The 16,897-nt window shown below is 42.3% G+C and carries 14 protein-coding genes; 1 reads left to right on the forward strand and 13 read right to left on the reverse strand.

Annotation, left to right across the window (positions count from 1 at the left end; translation table 11 throughout):
- Nucleotides 1-111 precede the first annotated feature (111 nt).
- The 6 genes from G608_RS0110675 to G608_RS0110700 form a co-directional block, all read right to left on the reverse strand.
- A complete protein-coding gene (locus G608_RS0110675) occupies nt 112-1,380 on the reverse strand; it encodes a glycosyltransferase (protein WP_026496010.1) in 1,269 nt (422 codons plus the stop codon).
- Nucleotides 1,381-1,382: 2 nt separating this feature from the next.
- Nucleotides 1,383-2,171 (reverse strand): DUF2334 domain-containing protein, encoded by a 789-nt coding sequence (locus G608_RS0110680; protein ID WP_026496011.1) that lies wholly within the window; start codon nt 2,169-2,171, stop codon nt 1,383-1,385.
- 46 nt (nt 2,172-2,217) lie between these two features.
- Nucleotides 2,218-3,534: a nucleotide sugar dehydrogenase gene (locus tag G608_RS0110685; RefSeq protein WP_026496012.1), complete on the reverse strand. Its 1,317-nt coding sequence runs from the start codon at nt 3,532-3,534 to the stop codon at nt 2,218-2,220.
- Between the two features lie 112 nt (nt 3,535-3,646).
- The gene (locus tag G608_RS0110690; RefSeq protein WP_026496013.1) at nt 3,647-4,747 is read right to left on the reverse strand and encodes a glycosyltransferase family 4 protein; all 1,101 of its coding nucleotides are present in this window, start codon (nt 4,745-4,747) and stop codon (nt 3,647-3,649) included.
- Nucleotides 4,744-5,733 carry an ATP-grasp domain-containing protein gene (locus G608_RS0110695; RefSeq protein ID WP_026496014.1) on the reverse strand — a complete coding sequence of 330 codons (990 nt, stop codon included), beginning with the start codon at nt 5,731-5,733 and terminating at the stop codon, nt 4,744-4,746. Before G608_RS0110695 ends, G608_RS0110690 begins: the two co-directional genes overlap by 4 nt.
- Nucleotides 5,734-5,747: 14 nt before the next feature.
- A complete protein-coding gene (locus tag G608_RS0110700; RefSeq protein WP_035795334.1) occupies nt 5,748-6,407 on the reverse strand; it encodes a sugar transferase in 660 nt (219 codons plus the stop codon).
- A gap of 169 nt (nt 6,408-6,576) precedes the next feature.
- Between G608_RS0110700 and G608_RS0110705 the strand changes: the two genes are divergently transcribed.
- Nucleotides 6,577-7,437, forward strand: coding sequence for a YitT family protein (locus tag G608_RS0110705; RefSeq protein WP_026496016.1), 861 nt, complete (start codon nt 6,577-6,579; stop codon nt 7,435-7,437).
- A gap of 10 nt (nt 7,438-7,447) precedes the next feature.
- Here G608_RS0110705 and G608_RS23250 read toward each other — a convergent pair whose 3' ends face one another.
- From G608_RS23250 to G608_RS0110740, 7 genes are all read right to left on the reverse strand, one after another.
- A complete protein-coding gene (locus tag G608_RS23250; RefSeq protein WP_155833271.1) occupies nt 7,448-7,948 on the reverse strand; it encodes a zinc-ribbon domain-containing protein in 501 nt (166 codons plus the stop codon).
- Between the two features lie 56 nt (nt 7,949-8,004).
- Entirely contained in the window at nt 8,005-9,675 is a 1,671-nt protein-coding gene (locus tag G608_RS0110715) for a SulP family inorganic anion transporter (RefSeq protein ID WP_026496018.1), read from the reverse strand.
- A gap of 191 nt (nt 9,676-9,866) precedes the next feature.
- Nucleotides 9,867-12,488, reverse strand: a complete 2,622-nt coding sequence (locus G608_RS0110720; RefSeq protein WP_026496019.1) for a beta-mannosidase — start codon at nt 12,486-12,488, stop codon at nt 9,867-9,869.
- Nucleotides 12,489-12,604: 116 nt separating this feature from the next.
- Entirely contained in the window at nt 12,605-13,456 is an 852-nt protein-coding gene (locus tag G608_RS20885) for an ABC transporter ATP-binding protein (RefSeq protein ID WP_051209180.1), read from the reverse strand.
- The gene (locus tag G608_RS0110730) at nt 13,413-14,456 is read right to left on the reverse strand and encodes an ABC transporter ATP-binding protein (RefSeq protein ID WP_026496020.1); all 1,044 of its coding nucleotides are present in this window, start codon (nt 14,454-14,456) and stop codon (nt 13,413-13,415) included. Before G608_RS0110730 ends, G608_RS20885 begins: the two co-directional genes overlap by 44 nt.
- Nucleotides 14,457-14,528: 72 nt before the next feature.
- Nucleotides 14,529-15,773 carry an ABC transporter permease gene (locus G608_RS0110735; protein WP_026496021.1) on the reverse strand — a complete coding sequence of 415 codons (1,245 nt, stop codon included), beginning with the start codon at nt 15,771-15,773 and terminating at the stop codon, nt 14,529-14,531.
- 15 nt (nt 15,774-15,788) lie between these two features.
- Nucleotides 15,789-16,793, reverse strand: coding sequence for an ABC transporter permease (locus G608_RS0110740; RefSeq protein ID WP_026496022.1), 1,005 nt, complete (start codon nt 16,791-16,793; stop codon nt 15,789-15,791).
- Between the last annotated feature and the right edge of the window lie 104 nt (nt 16,794-16,897).

Genomic DNA, 16,897 nt, shown 5'->3' on the forward strand with positions numbered 1-16,897 from the left:
TCCAACAAATGTCTACACACCGGTTAACTAAGGATGTTCTTCCCTCGCTTTCGCTCGCAGCAAAAAAAGAAGCACATCACTGATTTACAGTGACATGCTTCCATATATTCTTCATGAAAATTTTCCTGTTAAATAGAATTTCGACATCATCTCTGCCTGAGTCTTAACATCAAAGCCTGCGGCGCCAATCTGGGCTGTGATCGGTCCTGATGAAGCCTCCCTGTCTCCGATGGGAATGCCGTATTCATCATCATTTATGCCACTTAGCATCAGATCATTTAATATCTTTCTTGCCCAGGTTGCAGGTGCATCCTCGATGCTCATCCTGCTTACAAGAGGTGTAATATCAACCTCAGGGGTAATGGAATCTGATACAAGGCACTGAAGTCCTGCTGCCTGCGCCTCCACTACTGTTCCGGGAAGACCCTCGTAGCGTGAAGGGAAAAGAAAATAGTCCATTGCCTGATAATATTCATTGGCATTACTCTTATTGCCTGCAAAGATTACCTTATCCGAAATCTTAAGGTCGTGACAGAGCTGCTTCATTGTATCCATCAGCTCGCCTTCACCCAGCATCAAAAGCCTTATCCTCATGCCATGGAGCATACTGAAGGAATTAGCTTCATCGTGACTTAGAATCCTCAAAAACTCTGCAAATACCTTTATCAGATACTCATGATTTTTTGCATAGTGGAAACGGCCCACATGACCGATAACTATTGCATTGGAAAGCCCCAGCTCTTTTCTGATCCTTTCTCTAGCCTCGGGATTATAAATAAACCTTCTAAGGTCTATGGCATTTGGAATTATTCTGACAAGACCGCCATCTGTAAGGGTATCTCCAAACACTGCTCTTGCCGCATTCTCTGTACATGAAAATCTAAGGTCACAGGTCTCAGTGTTACTCAAAGGATGACGAATAATCTTGGTTACTATTCCCTTAATACCGGGATCGACTCCTGCACTTCTGGCATGGGCTATTGTAGTTCCGATGCCGCAGGTCTTGGCAATAGGAAGATAAATGGCAGCGGTACTTGTCATATGTCCCTGCACCATTTTCCACTCGCCCCTATGCTGCATGAAAAACATACGGACCGCATTTTTATAATCCCTTAAGTTAGTTCCATGATATCTGGGAACACAGTAGATATTTCCGCCAAGCTTCCTTACTGCCGCATCGAAATAATCAGGCTTTCGAACAGCCATAAGCTCATCGGATGTGGGACACTTTTTACCTGTAGGCTCAGCTGATGAATGAACAAGAAAATCAAACTGCACCTTATCCCTGTCAATATGTCTGTAAAGATCCATTATTCGGCTCTCGGCTCCGCCAAGACCCAATGTACCAAAAACATGTAATATTCGAATAGGCTCAGCCATTGTTACCACCTCTTGTGCACTAAAATATATTTAATCCTTGCAAGAATGTATTCCTTAATTCCCTGAAGCTCTCCTGCTTCCACAGGGTCGGTCATAAGCCATTCATTCCAGCTGACAACCTTTCCCGTCTCAAAGACTTTGGAATAATAATTAAAATCTTCATTGGTAAGGGTATTTGTATGAACGACAAACGTGGTGTAGCCTTCATGATCGTCTGTCAGAGCACTGTCCTTCCTATATGAAATAGGATAGAAGGTCATATCAAAACGTCTGTAGGCATTCCTTCCAAAACCATCTGTCACTCTTCTAAAGCCCTTCTCCACAAGAGCTGTTATGGTATTTCTGTCATAGCTGTGACTTGGCGCCATGAAAAAATCTGTGGCAATTCCGTGGCTCTCCAGAATCTTCTTGCCCTCGCTAATCATCTCCAGCTGTTTTTCATATGGAATTCCTGCGAATTCAGACTGTTTATTTAAAGGCAGCATTCCGCCCTTCTTGGTGGTATAAACGTGATGAAAACCATGCATTGCTATAATCCATCCCTCTGACTGAAGGTCCCTCACCATTCTCCAGAAATATGGATTCTCTTCGCTTTCTGCTTCTTCATCCATCCCCTTTTTTTGCTTTGAATCAGGCTCCTCAGTCTCCACCTTGAGCTTCGGATCCCTATTATCCGGTACCACGCCTATAAGAGGTCTGATATTGTACTCATCCAGAAGTCTCTTAAATCTTCTGAATTTGCCCATATCCATACCCGGCGCGATATCATCCATTCGAATTAATATCTTCATACAACAACGCCGCCACTTTTTAAGGTGGCGGCATTCCCCCATTTAATTAAAGTCTCCAGTAAGCAAACTCTGCTTCATCGAACTCATTCTTATTGTAAATTCCCTTAACATCAAGGAATACTCTCTTCGTATGAGAAGGCGCATACCACTTTTTAATATCTTCCTTAGTGATTCCAAGGAACTCCTCATGTGCAACCGCCACAATGACAGCGTCCATATCATGGATATCATCCATAGTATCAAAGGCTATTCCGTAAAGTCTGTTTGCTTCATCACTGTCAGCTGTAGGATCAACTACGATAGGATCAATACCGTACTCCTTAAGCTCATTATAGATATCAATTACCTTGGTATTTCTTGTATCCGGGCAGTTCTCCTTGAAGGTAAAACCAAGAATTCCAACTCTTGCACCCTTAACAGGAACATCACCTGCAATCAGCTTCTTCACACAGGACTCTGCAATGTATTTACCCATGTCATCATTGATGCGGCGTCCCGAAAGAATGATCTGACTGTGATAGCCAAGGGACTCTGCCTTATATGTAAGGTAGTAGGGATCTACACCGATGCAGTGACCTCCTACCAGTCCAGGCTTAAAGTTCAGGAAATTCCACTTGGTTCCTGCTGCTTCAAGTACGCTCTTTGTATCTATATCCATCTTGTGGAAGATCATTGAAAGCTCATTCATGAAAGCGATATTGATATCACGCTGGCTGTTCTCGATAACCTTTGCAGCCTCTGCAACCTTGATGCTCTCAGCTTCGTGAACACCTGCAAGAGCAACAAGCTTATAAACGTTTGCTACTTCCTCAAGAGTCTCCTTATCCATACCTGAAACAATCTTGGTTATGGTCTCAAGCCTGTGAACCTTATCACCGGGATTGATACGTTCAGGTGAATAGCCAACCTTAAAATCTACTCCGCATTTAAGACCAGACTCTTTTTCAAGGATCGGCACACAAACATCCTCCGTTACGCCGGGATAAACTGTTGACTCATATACTACAATAGAACCCTTTGTGAGATATTTACCAAGAGTTCTGCTGGCACTCTCAACAGGGGTGAGATCAGGTGTATGATCTTCGTTAACCGGAGTTGGAACTGCTACTACATGGAATTTACATTCACGCAGCTTCTCAGGATCAGCGGTAAAATCTACAGCTGTCTCCTTTATTGCAGCATCTCCGACCTCTCTTGTAGGGTCGATTCCCTTTTTATAAAGGGCAACCTTCTCTGCATTGAAATCATATCCAACTACCTTGATTTTCTTTGCAAATGCCACAGCAATAGGCATTCCGACATAACCAAGTCCAACAAGTGACAGTTTCTCCTCTCCTGAAAGGAGTCTCTCATATAAACTCATTTTTATACCTCGTCAAATTTTCTTATCTCACATGACTGTAAGATAGAATATTACCAATATATTATACAATCTTGAATCAAAGATTCAAGATTGATGCAAATTGCGTGTCAACTTACCTGGCAGCTTCAAGCACGTTTTTATAGGCATCTATAACAAGCTGTCTGTCAAAGTGCTTTTCAATATATTCTCTGCCAAGCTTTCCCATCTTAGCCCTGTCTTCTTCTGACAGTGAGAGCATTTTTCTTATGGCTGCTTCCAGAGATTCTGCGCTCTTTATCTCAAAGGTAAAGCCACTTTTTTCAGGCTCGATTGCTTCTATACATCCGTTAATGTCAGAGCACAGGATAGGCCTTCCGCAGGCTGCTGCCTCAAGGAGCACATTTGACATTCCCTCATGATAGGAGGGATGAATAACAACGTGACTCTTCGACATAATAGGCTCAACAGTGTCAAGGTGTCCGTGGTAGGTGATAATGCCCTTTTCCTCCATCTCCTTTATAAGAGACTCATAGTTCCCCCACTCATCCTCTTCATATTCTCCCACAAGGTCAAAGTGGACATTTTCGTATTCTGAGGTAATGGTCCTTGCAGCCTCGAGATACTCAGATATTCCCTTATCCTTCATAATTCTTATCACAGCAAGGAAATGTATGCCCTCTGCTTCCGAAGGATATTCCCTAAAAGGATGCTCAGCCAGATTTACTCCGGATCCCGGAAGGAGACCGGCATTTTTACGGGCAACGCCTCTGTCCTGCATGAATTTCTTATTACGCTCGTTTTGGAAAAACACTTTTCTTGCGCCGGAAGTAGCAGTCTTATAAAAAGCTATAAGTGCTTTACTCATGATTCCGCCGTTTTCAATAGCCATTCCAAGGCCTGTAATATTGCAGATATAGGGAGTATGGGTAAGCTTTGCTGCCATTCCTCCATAGAGATTTGGCTTTATGGTATAGGTCAGCACAAATCCGGGCTTAAGCTCCTTAATAAGCTTCTTATACGCCAGCATAAGGGCAAAATCCTTTGCAGGATTCATTCCATGTCTGTTGAAATTTGTCTCTGCAATTTTAACGCCTATTTTCTCAAGCTTTGCCACATTTTCGTCCGGAGGAACTGACACAATAACTTCATGTCCGTCCGCCAGAAATGCTTCCAGAAGCTCTCGTCTAAAAAGAAACAGACCGTTGGCATAATTGGTCAAAATTAGAATTCTCATTGCATTCTGCCCTTTATGTTAGAAAGCGTATCGATAACCACGCTGTCATACATCATCATGACAACATCCTCATCATACTGTCCTATAACAGGCTCATTTTTCTCCTTATCATGGACGTTCTTATATATGAAAGCAGGGAAATCAACTCCTGCTCCGTAGGCGTGAAGATAAGCTCCTCCAAACCTGGGATTAACCTCTGACAGATAGTATTTTCCGTCCTGATAAAACAGATCCATATCAAGAGGTCCGTTAAATCTAAATACCTTAAGGGCATTTTTTACAAAATCAAAAAGCGCTTCATCCTTAAAGGATATTGTCTTATTGGCACCGCCTATTGTAGTTGATATCTTTTTCTTTGAAAAAATCGCCACTACTTCATTGGAAATGGTATCAACATAGACATCTGCATCCATGTCGTTTCCGGTCATAAGCTCCTGGATGATAAGCGACGGATCAGTTGCTGTTACTTCCTCAAGAAGCTCTATTGTATCTACTCTTCTGGCACCAACGCTTCCGCTTCCTGTTCTCGGCTTTACGAAAACGGGCAGTGATATGGCATTCTTTTTATAATCTTCATGAAACTCTGCAAAGCTGCCATAGGTCTTAACAGTATTAATCCCCTTATCACTAAGGTACTTAAACATCTCATATTTATCGAAGCAAAGGTCCGCTGTCTCCTTATAGGGAGCAAGAACCTCCACACCGATCTCTTCAAATTTTGCACGGTTATCTGCAAGAATAGATATCTCCGGATCGATCAGAGTCGTAACCGCATTTATCTTTTCCTTTTTACAGATATCAAGGATTATTCCGATATAAGTAGGATCTGTTATTAAAGGAACCTGATAGCTGGCATCAGCAAAAGCAAGGGCAGGTGCATAGGGGCTGTTATCCGTTACCACAAGCCTTACCTTATCACCAAGGGTATTTCTGAAGTCCTTTAAAAGCTCACATCTTCTACCAACACTGCAAAACAATATATTCATAATTTTAATGCTCCTTACTGATCACTTTCTTTTTCCTTTGGTGTTCCCGTGAATGCCTCCATTGTGGCATCCGTCGCGCTGTTAACATCGCTGTGATCAAGTACTACCTTAATTGTCATAATTATAATCTTTGCATCAAGTGCGAAGGAAAGATTTCTTACGTAATAAACATCTTTCTCAAATTTATCCTCCCAGCTAAGGAGGTTACGTCCATTCACCTGTGCCCATCCAGTAAGTCCGGGCCTGACATCATGACGATGATGCTGTTCTTCATTATAAAGAGGAAGATATTTCACAAGAAGAGGCCTTGGTCCCACAAAGCTCATATCCCCCTTAAGGATATTGAAAAACTCCGGAAGTTCGTCAAGACTTGTGCTTCGAAGCTTTTTACCAAAATTTGTAAGCCTTACTTCATCCGGAAGAAGCTCTCCCTTTGCATCCCTTTCGTCTGTCATGGTTCTGAACTTATATAGATTAAAGACCTTCTCATCCTTACCGGGACGGGGCTGCTTGAAAATGACAGGACTTCCAAGCTTAACTCTCACAAGGATTACAAGTATCAGATACAACCAGGAAAAGCATATCAGTACAAGCAGGGATATTATTATGTCCAGCAATCTTTTGAAGAAACTGCCATATAATCCATACTTAATTTTGTTATCATTATTTGACATATTAGGTGTCCCCTGCTTTCATTATTTGCACAACAAAGTTATCACAGTAGATATTATAAATCAATCTATTTGTTGTTATTGCTATTTTTCTGCATTATACTGAGATTATATAACAAAACGCATCAAATATATGCGTATATTATTAATATATTTTGTCAGAGGATTTTAAATGAAGGCAAACCTAAAAAAAGATTCAATTCGTCTTGTTGTTGTACTCGCAGCAGCTCTTTTAATGTCTGTAAATATTCAGTCATTTATCAACGCAGGAGGTCTGTTCCCGGGCGGTGCCCAGGGCCTTACTATTGTTGTTCAGCGAATTGTTCTTAAATATTTCGGCATAAACATCCCATATTCACCTGTTAATATCGTACTTAACATTTTCCCCATTTATCTGGGCTTTCGCTACATAGGAAAAAGATTCACCATTTTTTCAATGATAATGGTTTTGGCCAACGGCTTTTTTGTAGATATCATTCCTGCCCATGCCATCACCTATGACCCGCTTCTTATTGCGGTTTTCGGTGGTATTATAAATGCTGCTGCCATCTGCATGTGCCTTATGGTCGATGCTACAAGCGGCGGAACAGATTTTATCTCCATATATCTGTCTCAGAAAAAAGGCGTGGATGCTTTTCCCTTTATCCTTGGCATAAATACCGTGATCCTTCTTATAGCAGGAATCTATTTTGGTTGGGATAAAGCTCTTTATTCCATGATATTCCAGTATGTAACCACTCAGGTACTGCATATTCTATACAGAGTTTATCAGCAGCAGACTCTTTTCATCATCACCGATAAGCCTGCTGAGGTTTGCGACCTTATATACCGCGTAGCCAATCACGGTGCAACTCTGATTCACGGCGAAGGCTCCTTCGAGCATCAGAACAAAATGATCGTATACTCAGTCGTAAGTGCTTCAGATACAAGAAAACTCATCCCCGCGATAAAGGAGATAGACGAAAACGCCTTCATCAACTCTATTCGCACGGATGAGGTTCGTGGTAATTTCTATTTAAGACCAAGAGATTAAATCAATCTTCTTAATATAATCCGCCGATCTCATTTAAAACAGATGCAAAAACAGCGCCAAATGCCATAATGAAAATAAAAGAAAGTACGTAAGCAATTACCATCCAGATGAGCTTGGCTCTTGCCCAGTTCTTCTTGCTTTCCTTTGTACCGTCACTTACTGCCCATACAATAAGCATGATAAAACCAACAAGCGGAATACAGGTAATAAGGAATGTGAGAAGCCAGTCACCAAGCGAAACAGGCTCATTATTCACAGGCATATATCCATAAGAAGCTCCGCCCTGAGGAGCATATCCCATGGGCTGCTGATACTGCGGCTGATAAACAGGCTGCTGGTACAGAGGCTGCTGATACTGCTGTGAAGGAGCAGGTTCATCAGAGTTAACAGTTGAAGCTGCTTCACCCTCGCTTGCAGGTGCCACTGCAGCGTCTTCAACAGGTGCGCCGCAATTAGGGCAAAAAGCCATATGATCTTCAACATTCGCGTTGCATTTTGAACAAATCTTCATTTCGAAATCCTCCTCTACAAAACTTTTCTCATAAAATTATACAAACTGTTCTGCGCTTATGTAAAGTCCGCATTCACTTTAGCTGCAAGCTCTAAAGCATCATCAATGTGCGGGCAGAAGTTTTCTTTTCCGACTCTCTCCACAAAGCCGTCCTTCTCCATGGTTCTCATGGGCTGCTCATTTACATGTGAGAATATGAGGCGTACTCCCTTCTTCTTGCAGTCTTCGTAGAGCATTTCAAGGGCTCTCATGGCTGTAGCATCAAGAGCAGGAACACTTCTCATTCTGATTACAAGGCATTTTGTAAAGTCCTTGGTAGTGATATTTGCCAGAGCATCAGCATCACCAAAGAACATGGGACCACTGATCTCATAAACTCGCACATGCTTGGGAATTACTCTAAGCTCAATGGCATCAGGGTCATTCTCGGGGTCAATATCAGGATCAACATAAGTCCATCCGCGAACAGATGACTCCTCGCTCATTCTCTTCATGAAAAGGAGACAAGCTGCGATCATACCAACCTCGATAGCAACAACAAGGTCAAATACTACAGTCAGTACAAATGTCATTACAAGTACAATGATGTCGCTCTTAGGTGCTGTCTTGCAGAGCTTCATGAAGGGTCTCCACTGACACATATTATATGCAACCTGAAAAAGAATAGCAGCGATTGTAGGCATAGGGATAAGTGCTGCATAAGGCATAAGCACCACAAGTACCAGTAAAAGTACAACGGAGTGAACCATACCTGCTATAGGAGTTCTACCGCCGTTCTTAATATTAGCAGCGGTTCTTGCGATAGCACCTGTTGCAGGGATACCGCCGAAAAGAACTGATCCGATATTACCTGCACCCTGTGCAATAAGCTCCATATTTGATCTGTGCTTTGAACCGATCATTCCGTCTGCAACTACCGCAGAAAGAAGAGACTCAATAGCAGCAAGTATTGCAATTGTAAATCCGTTTGAGAAGGAAGCCCTTACAAGACTCCATGAAAAGCTGGGTGCATGGAACTTAGGAAGTCCTCCGTTTATCTGGTAGAGATCTCCGATTGTATTAACCTTAAGACCTACAACCTTTACCATAAGGATTCCAACGGTAACTGCAATTAAGGATGCAGGAATTTTCTTGAAAAACTTGGGCCAGATCACAAGAATAAGGAGACATACTACTCCGACGATAACTGCCTGAAAATTTATTGTTCCGATGTTGGCAGCAATAGCCTCCACCTTCTCAACTGTCTCAATTGTAACTGTTCCCTTGGGATATGTAAGTCCAAGGAAATCCTTAATCTGTCCGATAAGAATTGTAACTGCGATACCTGCGGTAAAGCCTGTGGTAATTGTATAAGGAATAAATTTGATCAGGCTTCCCAGCTTGAAAAGCCCCATCAGAATAAGGATTATGCCGGCGATAATGGTAGCCATCATAAGGCCTTCCATTCCGTTCTTAGCAACAATTCCCGCTACAATTGTGGCAAAGGCTGCTGTGGGACCTGCTATCTGAACACGGCTTCCTCCAAGGAATGAAATAATGAAGCCTGCAACAATTGCTGTGTAAAGACCTTCTTCAGGGCCAACACCTGAAGCCAAAGCAAGCGCAATTGAAAGCGGCAGTGCAATGATAGCAACAATAATTCCGGAAATAACATCAGTTGTGAACTGCTTTGCGGAATACTTCTTGATTACCGAAAACAGCATCGGTTTTAGCTTTTCTTTCTTCATAATATCCTCACTTACTAAAATATCTAAAATTAAACCAAAAATATGCTAATGCTTTTATCCTGACAGCGCAAGTATTTTTTATAAACCAGAACATCCTGCTGAGCATTTTTTTATTTCAAAGAAAAATCCCTATGTAATAAAAAGACTCCCGAAGAATAAGCATAAACGCCTATCTTCGGAAGTCTTTTAAATTATCTTATGTCATATACACTCTTAAGTCTTAAATTGGAAGCATCACCGGAAATAATATCAACGGTAACTTCACCTGCGTTCATATCAAAGTAATTATCTGAAAGAACAAGGTCTTCATTGTCATTAAGAATCTCAACACCTCTTGCATATGCATCAGCCTTAACGGTAATCTTACCGTCATGAACTGTGGCAGAAAGCTTAGGATTCTGATACTTGAAGTACTTAGGCATTGTGAAGATAACGGTTCCTGATGAAACCACCTTGCCATCAACCTCTACTTCGTAGCTTACATACTGGCTGAATCTGTCCGCATCTGCAAAATCAACCTTCTTTGTCCATACACTGGAAAGAGCAGGTACATGGATTGTGCCGTTACTTCCGGCGCTGCCGGGATTCTCTTCTCTCTCAGAATCAAACTCTGCTACACCTTCCTTAAGGATTTTACCTGAAGCATCCCTCAAGGCCCAGCGAACCTTTGCCTCGATATCCTGTCTTGTCTCGTTGGCAACACTGAATACCGCCTCTTGCTTAATCTCTCTGGGGAGCCAGTTAAGCTGCTGAGGATTGGTCATCTCGCCCTCTTCCTGACAGGAAACAAGGATCGGAGCAAAGAATCTCTTCTCTGCATAGTGGAGAGCCTTAAGTCTTCCGCAGTAGTCGATACTTGCCCAGGAAGCAACGGGCCAGCAGTCATTGAGCTGCCATACTACAGCGCCCATGCAGCGTCCGCGGTTTCTTCTAAAGTGCTCAACACCGTATCTGATGGCATCTGCCTGAAGCATCTGAGATGCGTAGATAACGGTTGCAAAATCACTGGGATAACGATAGGTCTGCTGCATGTAGTTCATTATCTTACCGTTAGCAGCGCCATTTCTCTGGTGTTTTTCCATAATATAGGAGAAAACATTCTTATCTTCAGGATCATCCGTAAAGCTCTCAACAGTTTTCTCTGCAGGGAAGGACTGGAATCCAAACTCTGAGAGGAATCTGAAATAGAACTGTCTGTATGCTGAGAAGGGCTGGTTACCATGCCATACTTCCCAATAGTGAACATCTCCTCTGTTCTCATCATTGGGTTCTTCAAAGCATCCGCCTGAAGAAGGTGAAGCAGGCCAGTAGTAAACATCAGGAGCATACTCCTTCATCATATTAGGGATGATATATTCGAACATTATTGTATAATCGCGCTTCTCTGTCTTCTTTGTAACCCATACGCCATAATCAACGAACATCTCCATCTCGTTATTACCGCACATAAGTCCAAGGGATGCGTGGTGGCGAAGTCTTAAGAGGTTATCCTTGAACTCTGCCTTGATGTTGGCCTCAAATTCAGGTGTAAGATCATATACACCGCAGGCAAACATGAAGTCTTCCCAAACAAGAAGTCCAAGCTCGTCACAAATATCAAAGAACCAGTCATCGGGATAGTATCCGCCGCCCCATACTCTTATGGAGTTATGGTTTGCAAATACCGCTTTTTCAAGGAGCTTTCTTGTAACTTCAGGGGTAACTCTTCCAAGAAGATGATCCTCAGGGATATAGTCTGCACCCATTGCAAAGACCTTTACGCCATTTACAACAAAGCAGAATTCATTGCCCCATTTATCTTTCTGAGTGCTTACCGTGCAGGTTCTAAGACCGATTTTTCTCTCCCATACATCAAGCGTATTTCCTGCATCATCTTTGAGGGTTACCTTAACTGTATAAAGAGGCTGCCTGCCGTAGCCATTGGGCCACCAAAGCTTAGGATTATCAATCTTGATCTCTGTACCCTTAACATCCTCCCAAAGACTATCTACTGCATTTGTAGGTGTCTGGGCACCGCTCTTTGCATAGTTGAATATAGCATCGCTTATCTCCATATGCTCAGAAGAGATATTTTCGCAGTTTATCACTTCACCATCAGGAGATGTGATCTCAACGTCAAATTTCAGATCGTTTTTATCTACAGACAGATCTCTTATGGACGGCTTTAGTTCCAAAACAACGCTTCCGCTTTCATTGCCTGCATCATCAATCTTCACATTGTCATGATTCTGACTGATCAAAACAGATTCAAATCTCGCCTTGTTAAAGCAAATGACAGAGATTGGTCTGAATATTCCGGCATCGGGAAGGTGTGCGCCCCAGTCCCATCCAAACATGCAGTGCGCTTTTCTGATATGAACAAAGCCGGGCATTGCATCATCTGTACCCTTTGTAGGAGCCTTTTCATAAGCCTCTGCAATGAATTTCGTGGGAGAATGGAAATAAACCTTAAGTTCATTTTCATCCTTAAGAATATCTTTTATGTCAAACTCCCAGGTTCTGTGCATGTTATTGACATTACCAAGAAGCGTTCCGTTCAAGTATAAGTCCGCAATGGTATCAAGACCATCGCAGTGGAGCATTACAACATCAGATGAATCTGCATCCGCAGGCTTTGCAAAATTGCAGATGTACTCATAGTCATCATCCATGAGCTTTAACGCTTTGTCTTCGTTATCCTTGAAAAAAGGATCATCCATTTTGCCTTCCCTTAGAAGGTCAGTGTAAACAGTTCCGGGCACTACGGCATTTATCATGTCGCCATCGCCCACTTTGTGCATTTTCCAGTTTTTGTTAAGTTCCATTTTGTTCATGTCAGTACCTCACTAGAAATTCCAATCATAGATAATTTTCATAATTTTCGCTCTTTACAAAAGCCGGGTAGCTGCAAAATTGCATCCACCCGGCATTAATTTTCACACAGAAGCGTTTAATTAGCAACAGTATCAAGATCCCATTTTTCATAGATCTTGGGAACGTCGCTGATAAGTCTCTTTGTGTAGTCAGCCTGAGGATTGATGATAACGTCCTCTGCTGAACCTGACTCTACGAACTTACCATGCTCCATGATGTAAACCTTATCGGAAATGTAATAAGCAAGACCGATATCGTGTGTGATGAAGATGATTGTCATGTTGATCTCATCGCGAAGCTTAAGAAGCATATCGAGGATTGTTGCTCTTGAGCACGCATCGATCATTGACGTAGGCTCATCTGCCATAAGAATCTTCGGCTTAAGAAGGAAGATACGAGCGATCATAAGACGCTGCATCTGACCACCTGACAGCTCGAAAGGATACTTATTGGTAAGCTCTGCATACTTCAGGTTAACGAAGCTGCAGGCCTCTGTCTTCATCTGGACCTTCTGCTCTTCAGGAAGATTCTTGAAGCCTCTCATGTTGAGACAGTCATCAAGAACTGCATCTATCTTATAGAAGATATTATATGAAGAGAAAGGATCCTGGAATATAGGCTGAATGTTCTTCCAATATTCCTTCTTCTTTGCATTTGTGCTGATATCACGGGGCTTGCCCTGATACTCAATTGTTCCTTCTGTTGTGCTGATAAGTCCGAGAAGCATCTTGGAAAGAGTTGTCTTACCACTTCCTGACTCACCAACTATTGAAATAATCTCACCTTCGTTGAAATCAAAGTCAACATGATCAACTGCCACCGTCTGTACCTTACCAACGCCGAAAACCTTGGTAAGTCCTCTACCTGAGAGGCAAGGCTTGGATTCAGTCGAATTCTGTTTCGGGCTCTGGTTTTGATTCGTTGCCATTTGCATATACCTCCCTAAGTTTTCTTACTGACATCAGGCAGCGATAACATCTGCCATTCTCAAATTCCTTCTCATCCGGTGCCATTGCTGTACATGTGGGTACTGCATAAGGACATCTGGGTGCAAATCTGCATCCCTTAGGCGGGTTCTTCAGGTTCGGAGGTGTGCCGCGAAGAGCGGTGAGCTCGTGTGCCTTCATTCCTTCCTCAGGAACGATGATGGATCCCATAAGACCCTTAGCATAAGGATGAACCGGATCGAATACCATTTCTTTTGCAGTTCCGACTTCTACGAACTGTCCTGCGTACATTACTGCGATATCATCAGTAACGTTATACAGAAGCGGAAGCTCATGCGTGATGAAGATCATGGACTTGATGTAACCCTTTTCCATGAGCTGTCTCATCATACGGATAACCATCTTCTGAGATGTAACGTCAAGAGCTGATGAAGGCTCGTCCGCAATAAGTACCTTAGGTGAAAGGATAGTAGAAATAGCGATTACGGTACGCTGTTTCATACCACCTGAAAGCTCAACAGCGTGCTTCTCAAGAACCTCTTCGGGAAGTCCAAGCTCAGCGAAACGCTCTCTTGCCATGTCATAAATTTCTTTCTTTGTCATCTTAATTCCATGAGCATGGATAACGTCCTCTATGAAACGGATGATCTTCTGTGTAGGGTTCAGAGCATTCATAGCTGCCTGAGGGATGTATGCTATCTCGTTACCGAGAATTCTACGGCGTACATCGTCGGGCTTCATATTTGAAATTGTCTGACCATCTACTATAATGTCACCGCTTATATAATGAAGCGGAGCGAAATAGTAACCCATAAGGGAAAGTGCGAGTGTTGACTTACCACATCCGGATTCTCCGGCAATACCCAGTGATTTTCCTTCTTCTACTTTCAGGGAAACACCATCAACCGCATACACGTCCTCATGGAATCTGGTTACATATTTTGTTTTGAGGTCCTTAACCTCAAGCATTACTTTTCCCATACTTAACCTTTTCCTTTACTGTTCTTAGTGTCAGCATTTTGCTGATCACATTTCCATAGTTACGTCTTAACATCAGTCACGAAGCTGCGGGTTGAATACCTGATCCAAACCTGTATTCATAAGGTTCAGTGAGAATGAAATAAGTGCGATCAGGATTACTACCGGGAAGTATGCCCACCATGAACCATTAAGGTGTGCTGAGTAGGTCATAGCCCACTGCATCATAAGTCCCAGTGTTGCGGTTTTTGTAGTTGCAGGTCCAAGTCCGATCATTGAAAGCTGTGCCTCTGCAAGGATTCCTGAAGAAATCTGGAGAATAAAAGCCATTACTACATAAGAAGCGATGTAAGGAAGGATGTCCGTGAAAATGATACGGAACATACTGTGTCCTGACAGCTTACTTAAGTTAACGTGATCTCTGTTTCTAAGAGATATAACCTGTGAACGAACGGAACGTGTAGTCCAGGGCCATGATGTAACTCCGATGATGATACCTACCATCGCAATACCTCTTGCGTTATCACCTACTGAGTAGGAAATAAGAATAAGGATTACGAATGAAGGAATAACTGTAAACAGGTTTGTAATGAAAATAATGATGTTATCGGCAAGACCACCCATGTAACCTGCAAGAAGTCCAAGGATAAGTCCTATAGCTGTTGCAATAGTTCCTGCAAGAAGACCGATCTTAAGTGAAGACTTTGTAGCTGCTATAAGCTCTGTCAAAACGTCACGACCAAAGTTATCTGTTCCGAGAATAAATGTCTTTTTAGTTACATCATTGATATTTACATAGTCTGTATCCTTAATAACCTTGCTCTGAGCAAGTGCGCCTTCTTCATCTTTTTCAGCGATGATAACGCCTGAATCCTTGAGCGCTGCATTGATCTCGTTGTTAAGTCTCTTAAGAGCTTTTCTCTTAGCTGTTGTAAGTCCCTTATACTTTGTATCAGGATCGTAGTTTGCTTTCCACTGTTCTACAAGAGCCTCTGCATCAGTAACATCGATTTCTGATTCAGCAATGCCTGCCTGCTTAATGAGGAACTGCTGGATTTCAGATCTTGTGTCTATATCAAGTACAGCTTCAAGCTTGGAAAACTCTTTGGGAAGCTGAAGTGTATAGCTCTTACTGAGTGTTGACTCTTCTATAGATACATAGGTTCCGGGCTTAAAGAAGTTACCCTGACCGATCATCTGAAGAGGATCAGCTGTTACAAAAATAGGATAGATAATACATGTTGCGATAATAACTACAAATATGCAAAATCCAAAGAGGAATTTACCTGAATGGAAAACTTGCTTTAATGTGTTTTTCATTTAAATCCCCCTTTCTTAATCCATCTGATTAGCCTTAACTCGAGGATCGATAACACCATAGAGGAGCTCGACCGCAAGGTTAGCTACAAGTACCATGATTGTAATAATAAGTGTACAAGCTGACAGCAGAGGATAATCCTGACCGTTTACAGCTGTAAGAAGTGTCATACCAAGTCCTGGATAGGAGAATACCATCTCTGCTACGAGAGCACCACCCATCATTGTACCAAGTGAAAGAGCAAGACCTGTGATCTGAGGAAGCATAGCGTTTCTGAACACATATCCAACGATCTTTCTGTCCTTGATACCAAGGAATCTTGAATATTTTACATAGTCTGCATTTAACTCATATATTGACATTGAACGCATACCGATTGCCTGACCACCGATTGTGATAAGCACGATTGACCAGAAAGGCAGCTGATAGTGCGAAATAATCGATTTAATGAATGTCCAGCTTGCTGAAGGAATAAGATCATATCCATATCCACCTGAAGAAGGTGCAATCCTTAACTTAATCGCAAACAGGAAAAGAAGAACTGTTGCCATACCGAATGCAGGAACGTTACCGATGAAAAGGAAAATAGGAAGAATAGCCTTATCGAATACGCCCTTGATATAAGCGGCAATAGCACCAAGAATATTTCCGAGGATCCATCCTACGATAATTGCAGGGAGCTGCAGACATACAGTCCACCATACTGCTTTTGCAATTATGTCTGAAACAGGTCTGGGATACTGGCTGAATGATACGCCGAAGTCACCCCTTAATGCGTTGCCGAGCCACATGAAGAACTGCTTGTACATGGGCTCATTTATGCCGAACCTTGTTGCATAATCATTAATTACTTTCTGGATAGCCGTGGAATCCGTCATACCACTTACTGCCTTTGATGCGAGAGCGGAAACAGGATTTCCGGGCATCAGGCGCGGCAGAATAAAGTTGAGGATTACGGCAAAGATGAGTGTCAGAAAATACCAGAAAAGTTTCTGACCGTAGTATTTTTTATACCCTTTCAATTGAAAAACCTCCCTTCTGCTATCATACGCCGGTTATTTTTTACCATTTTTACCGATTTTTGACTGATTTTTCTGATAATTAGGGCTGCCGTAAGAGTTTTTGC

The organism is Butyrivibrio sp. WCD3002, assembly GCF_000424265.1.
Classification (GTDB): domain Bacteria; phylum Bacillota; class Clostridia; order Lachnospirales; family Lachnospiraceae; genus Butyrivibrio.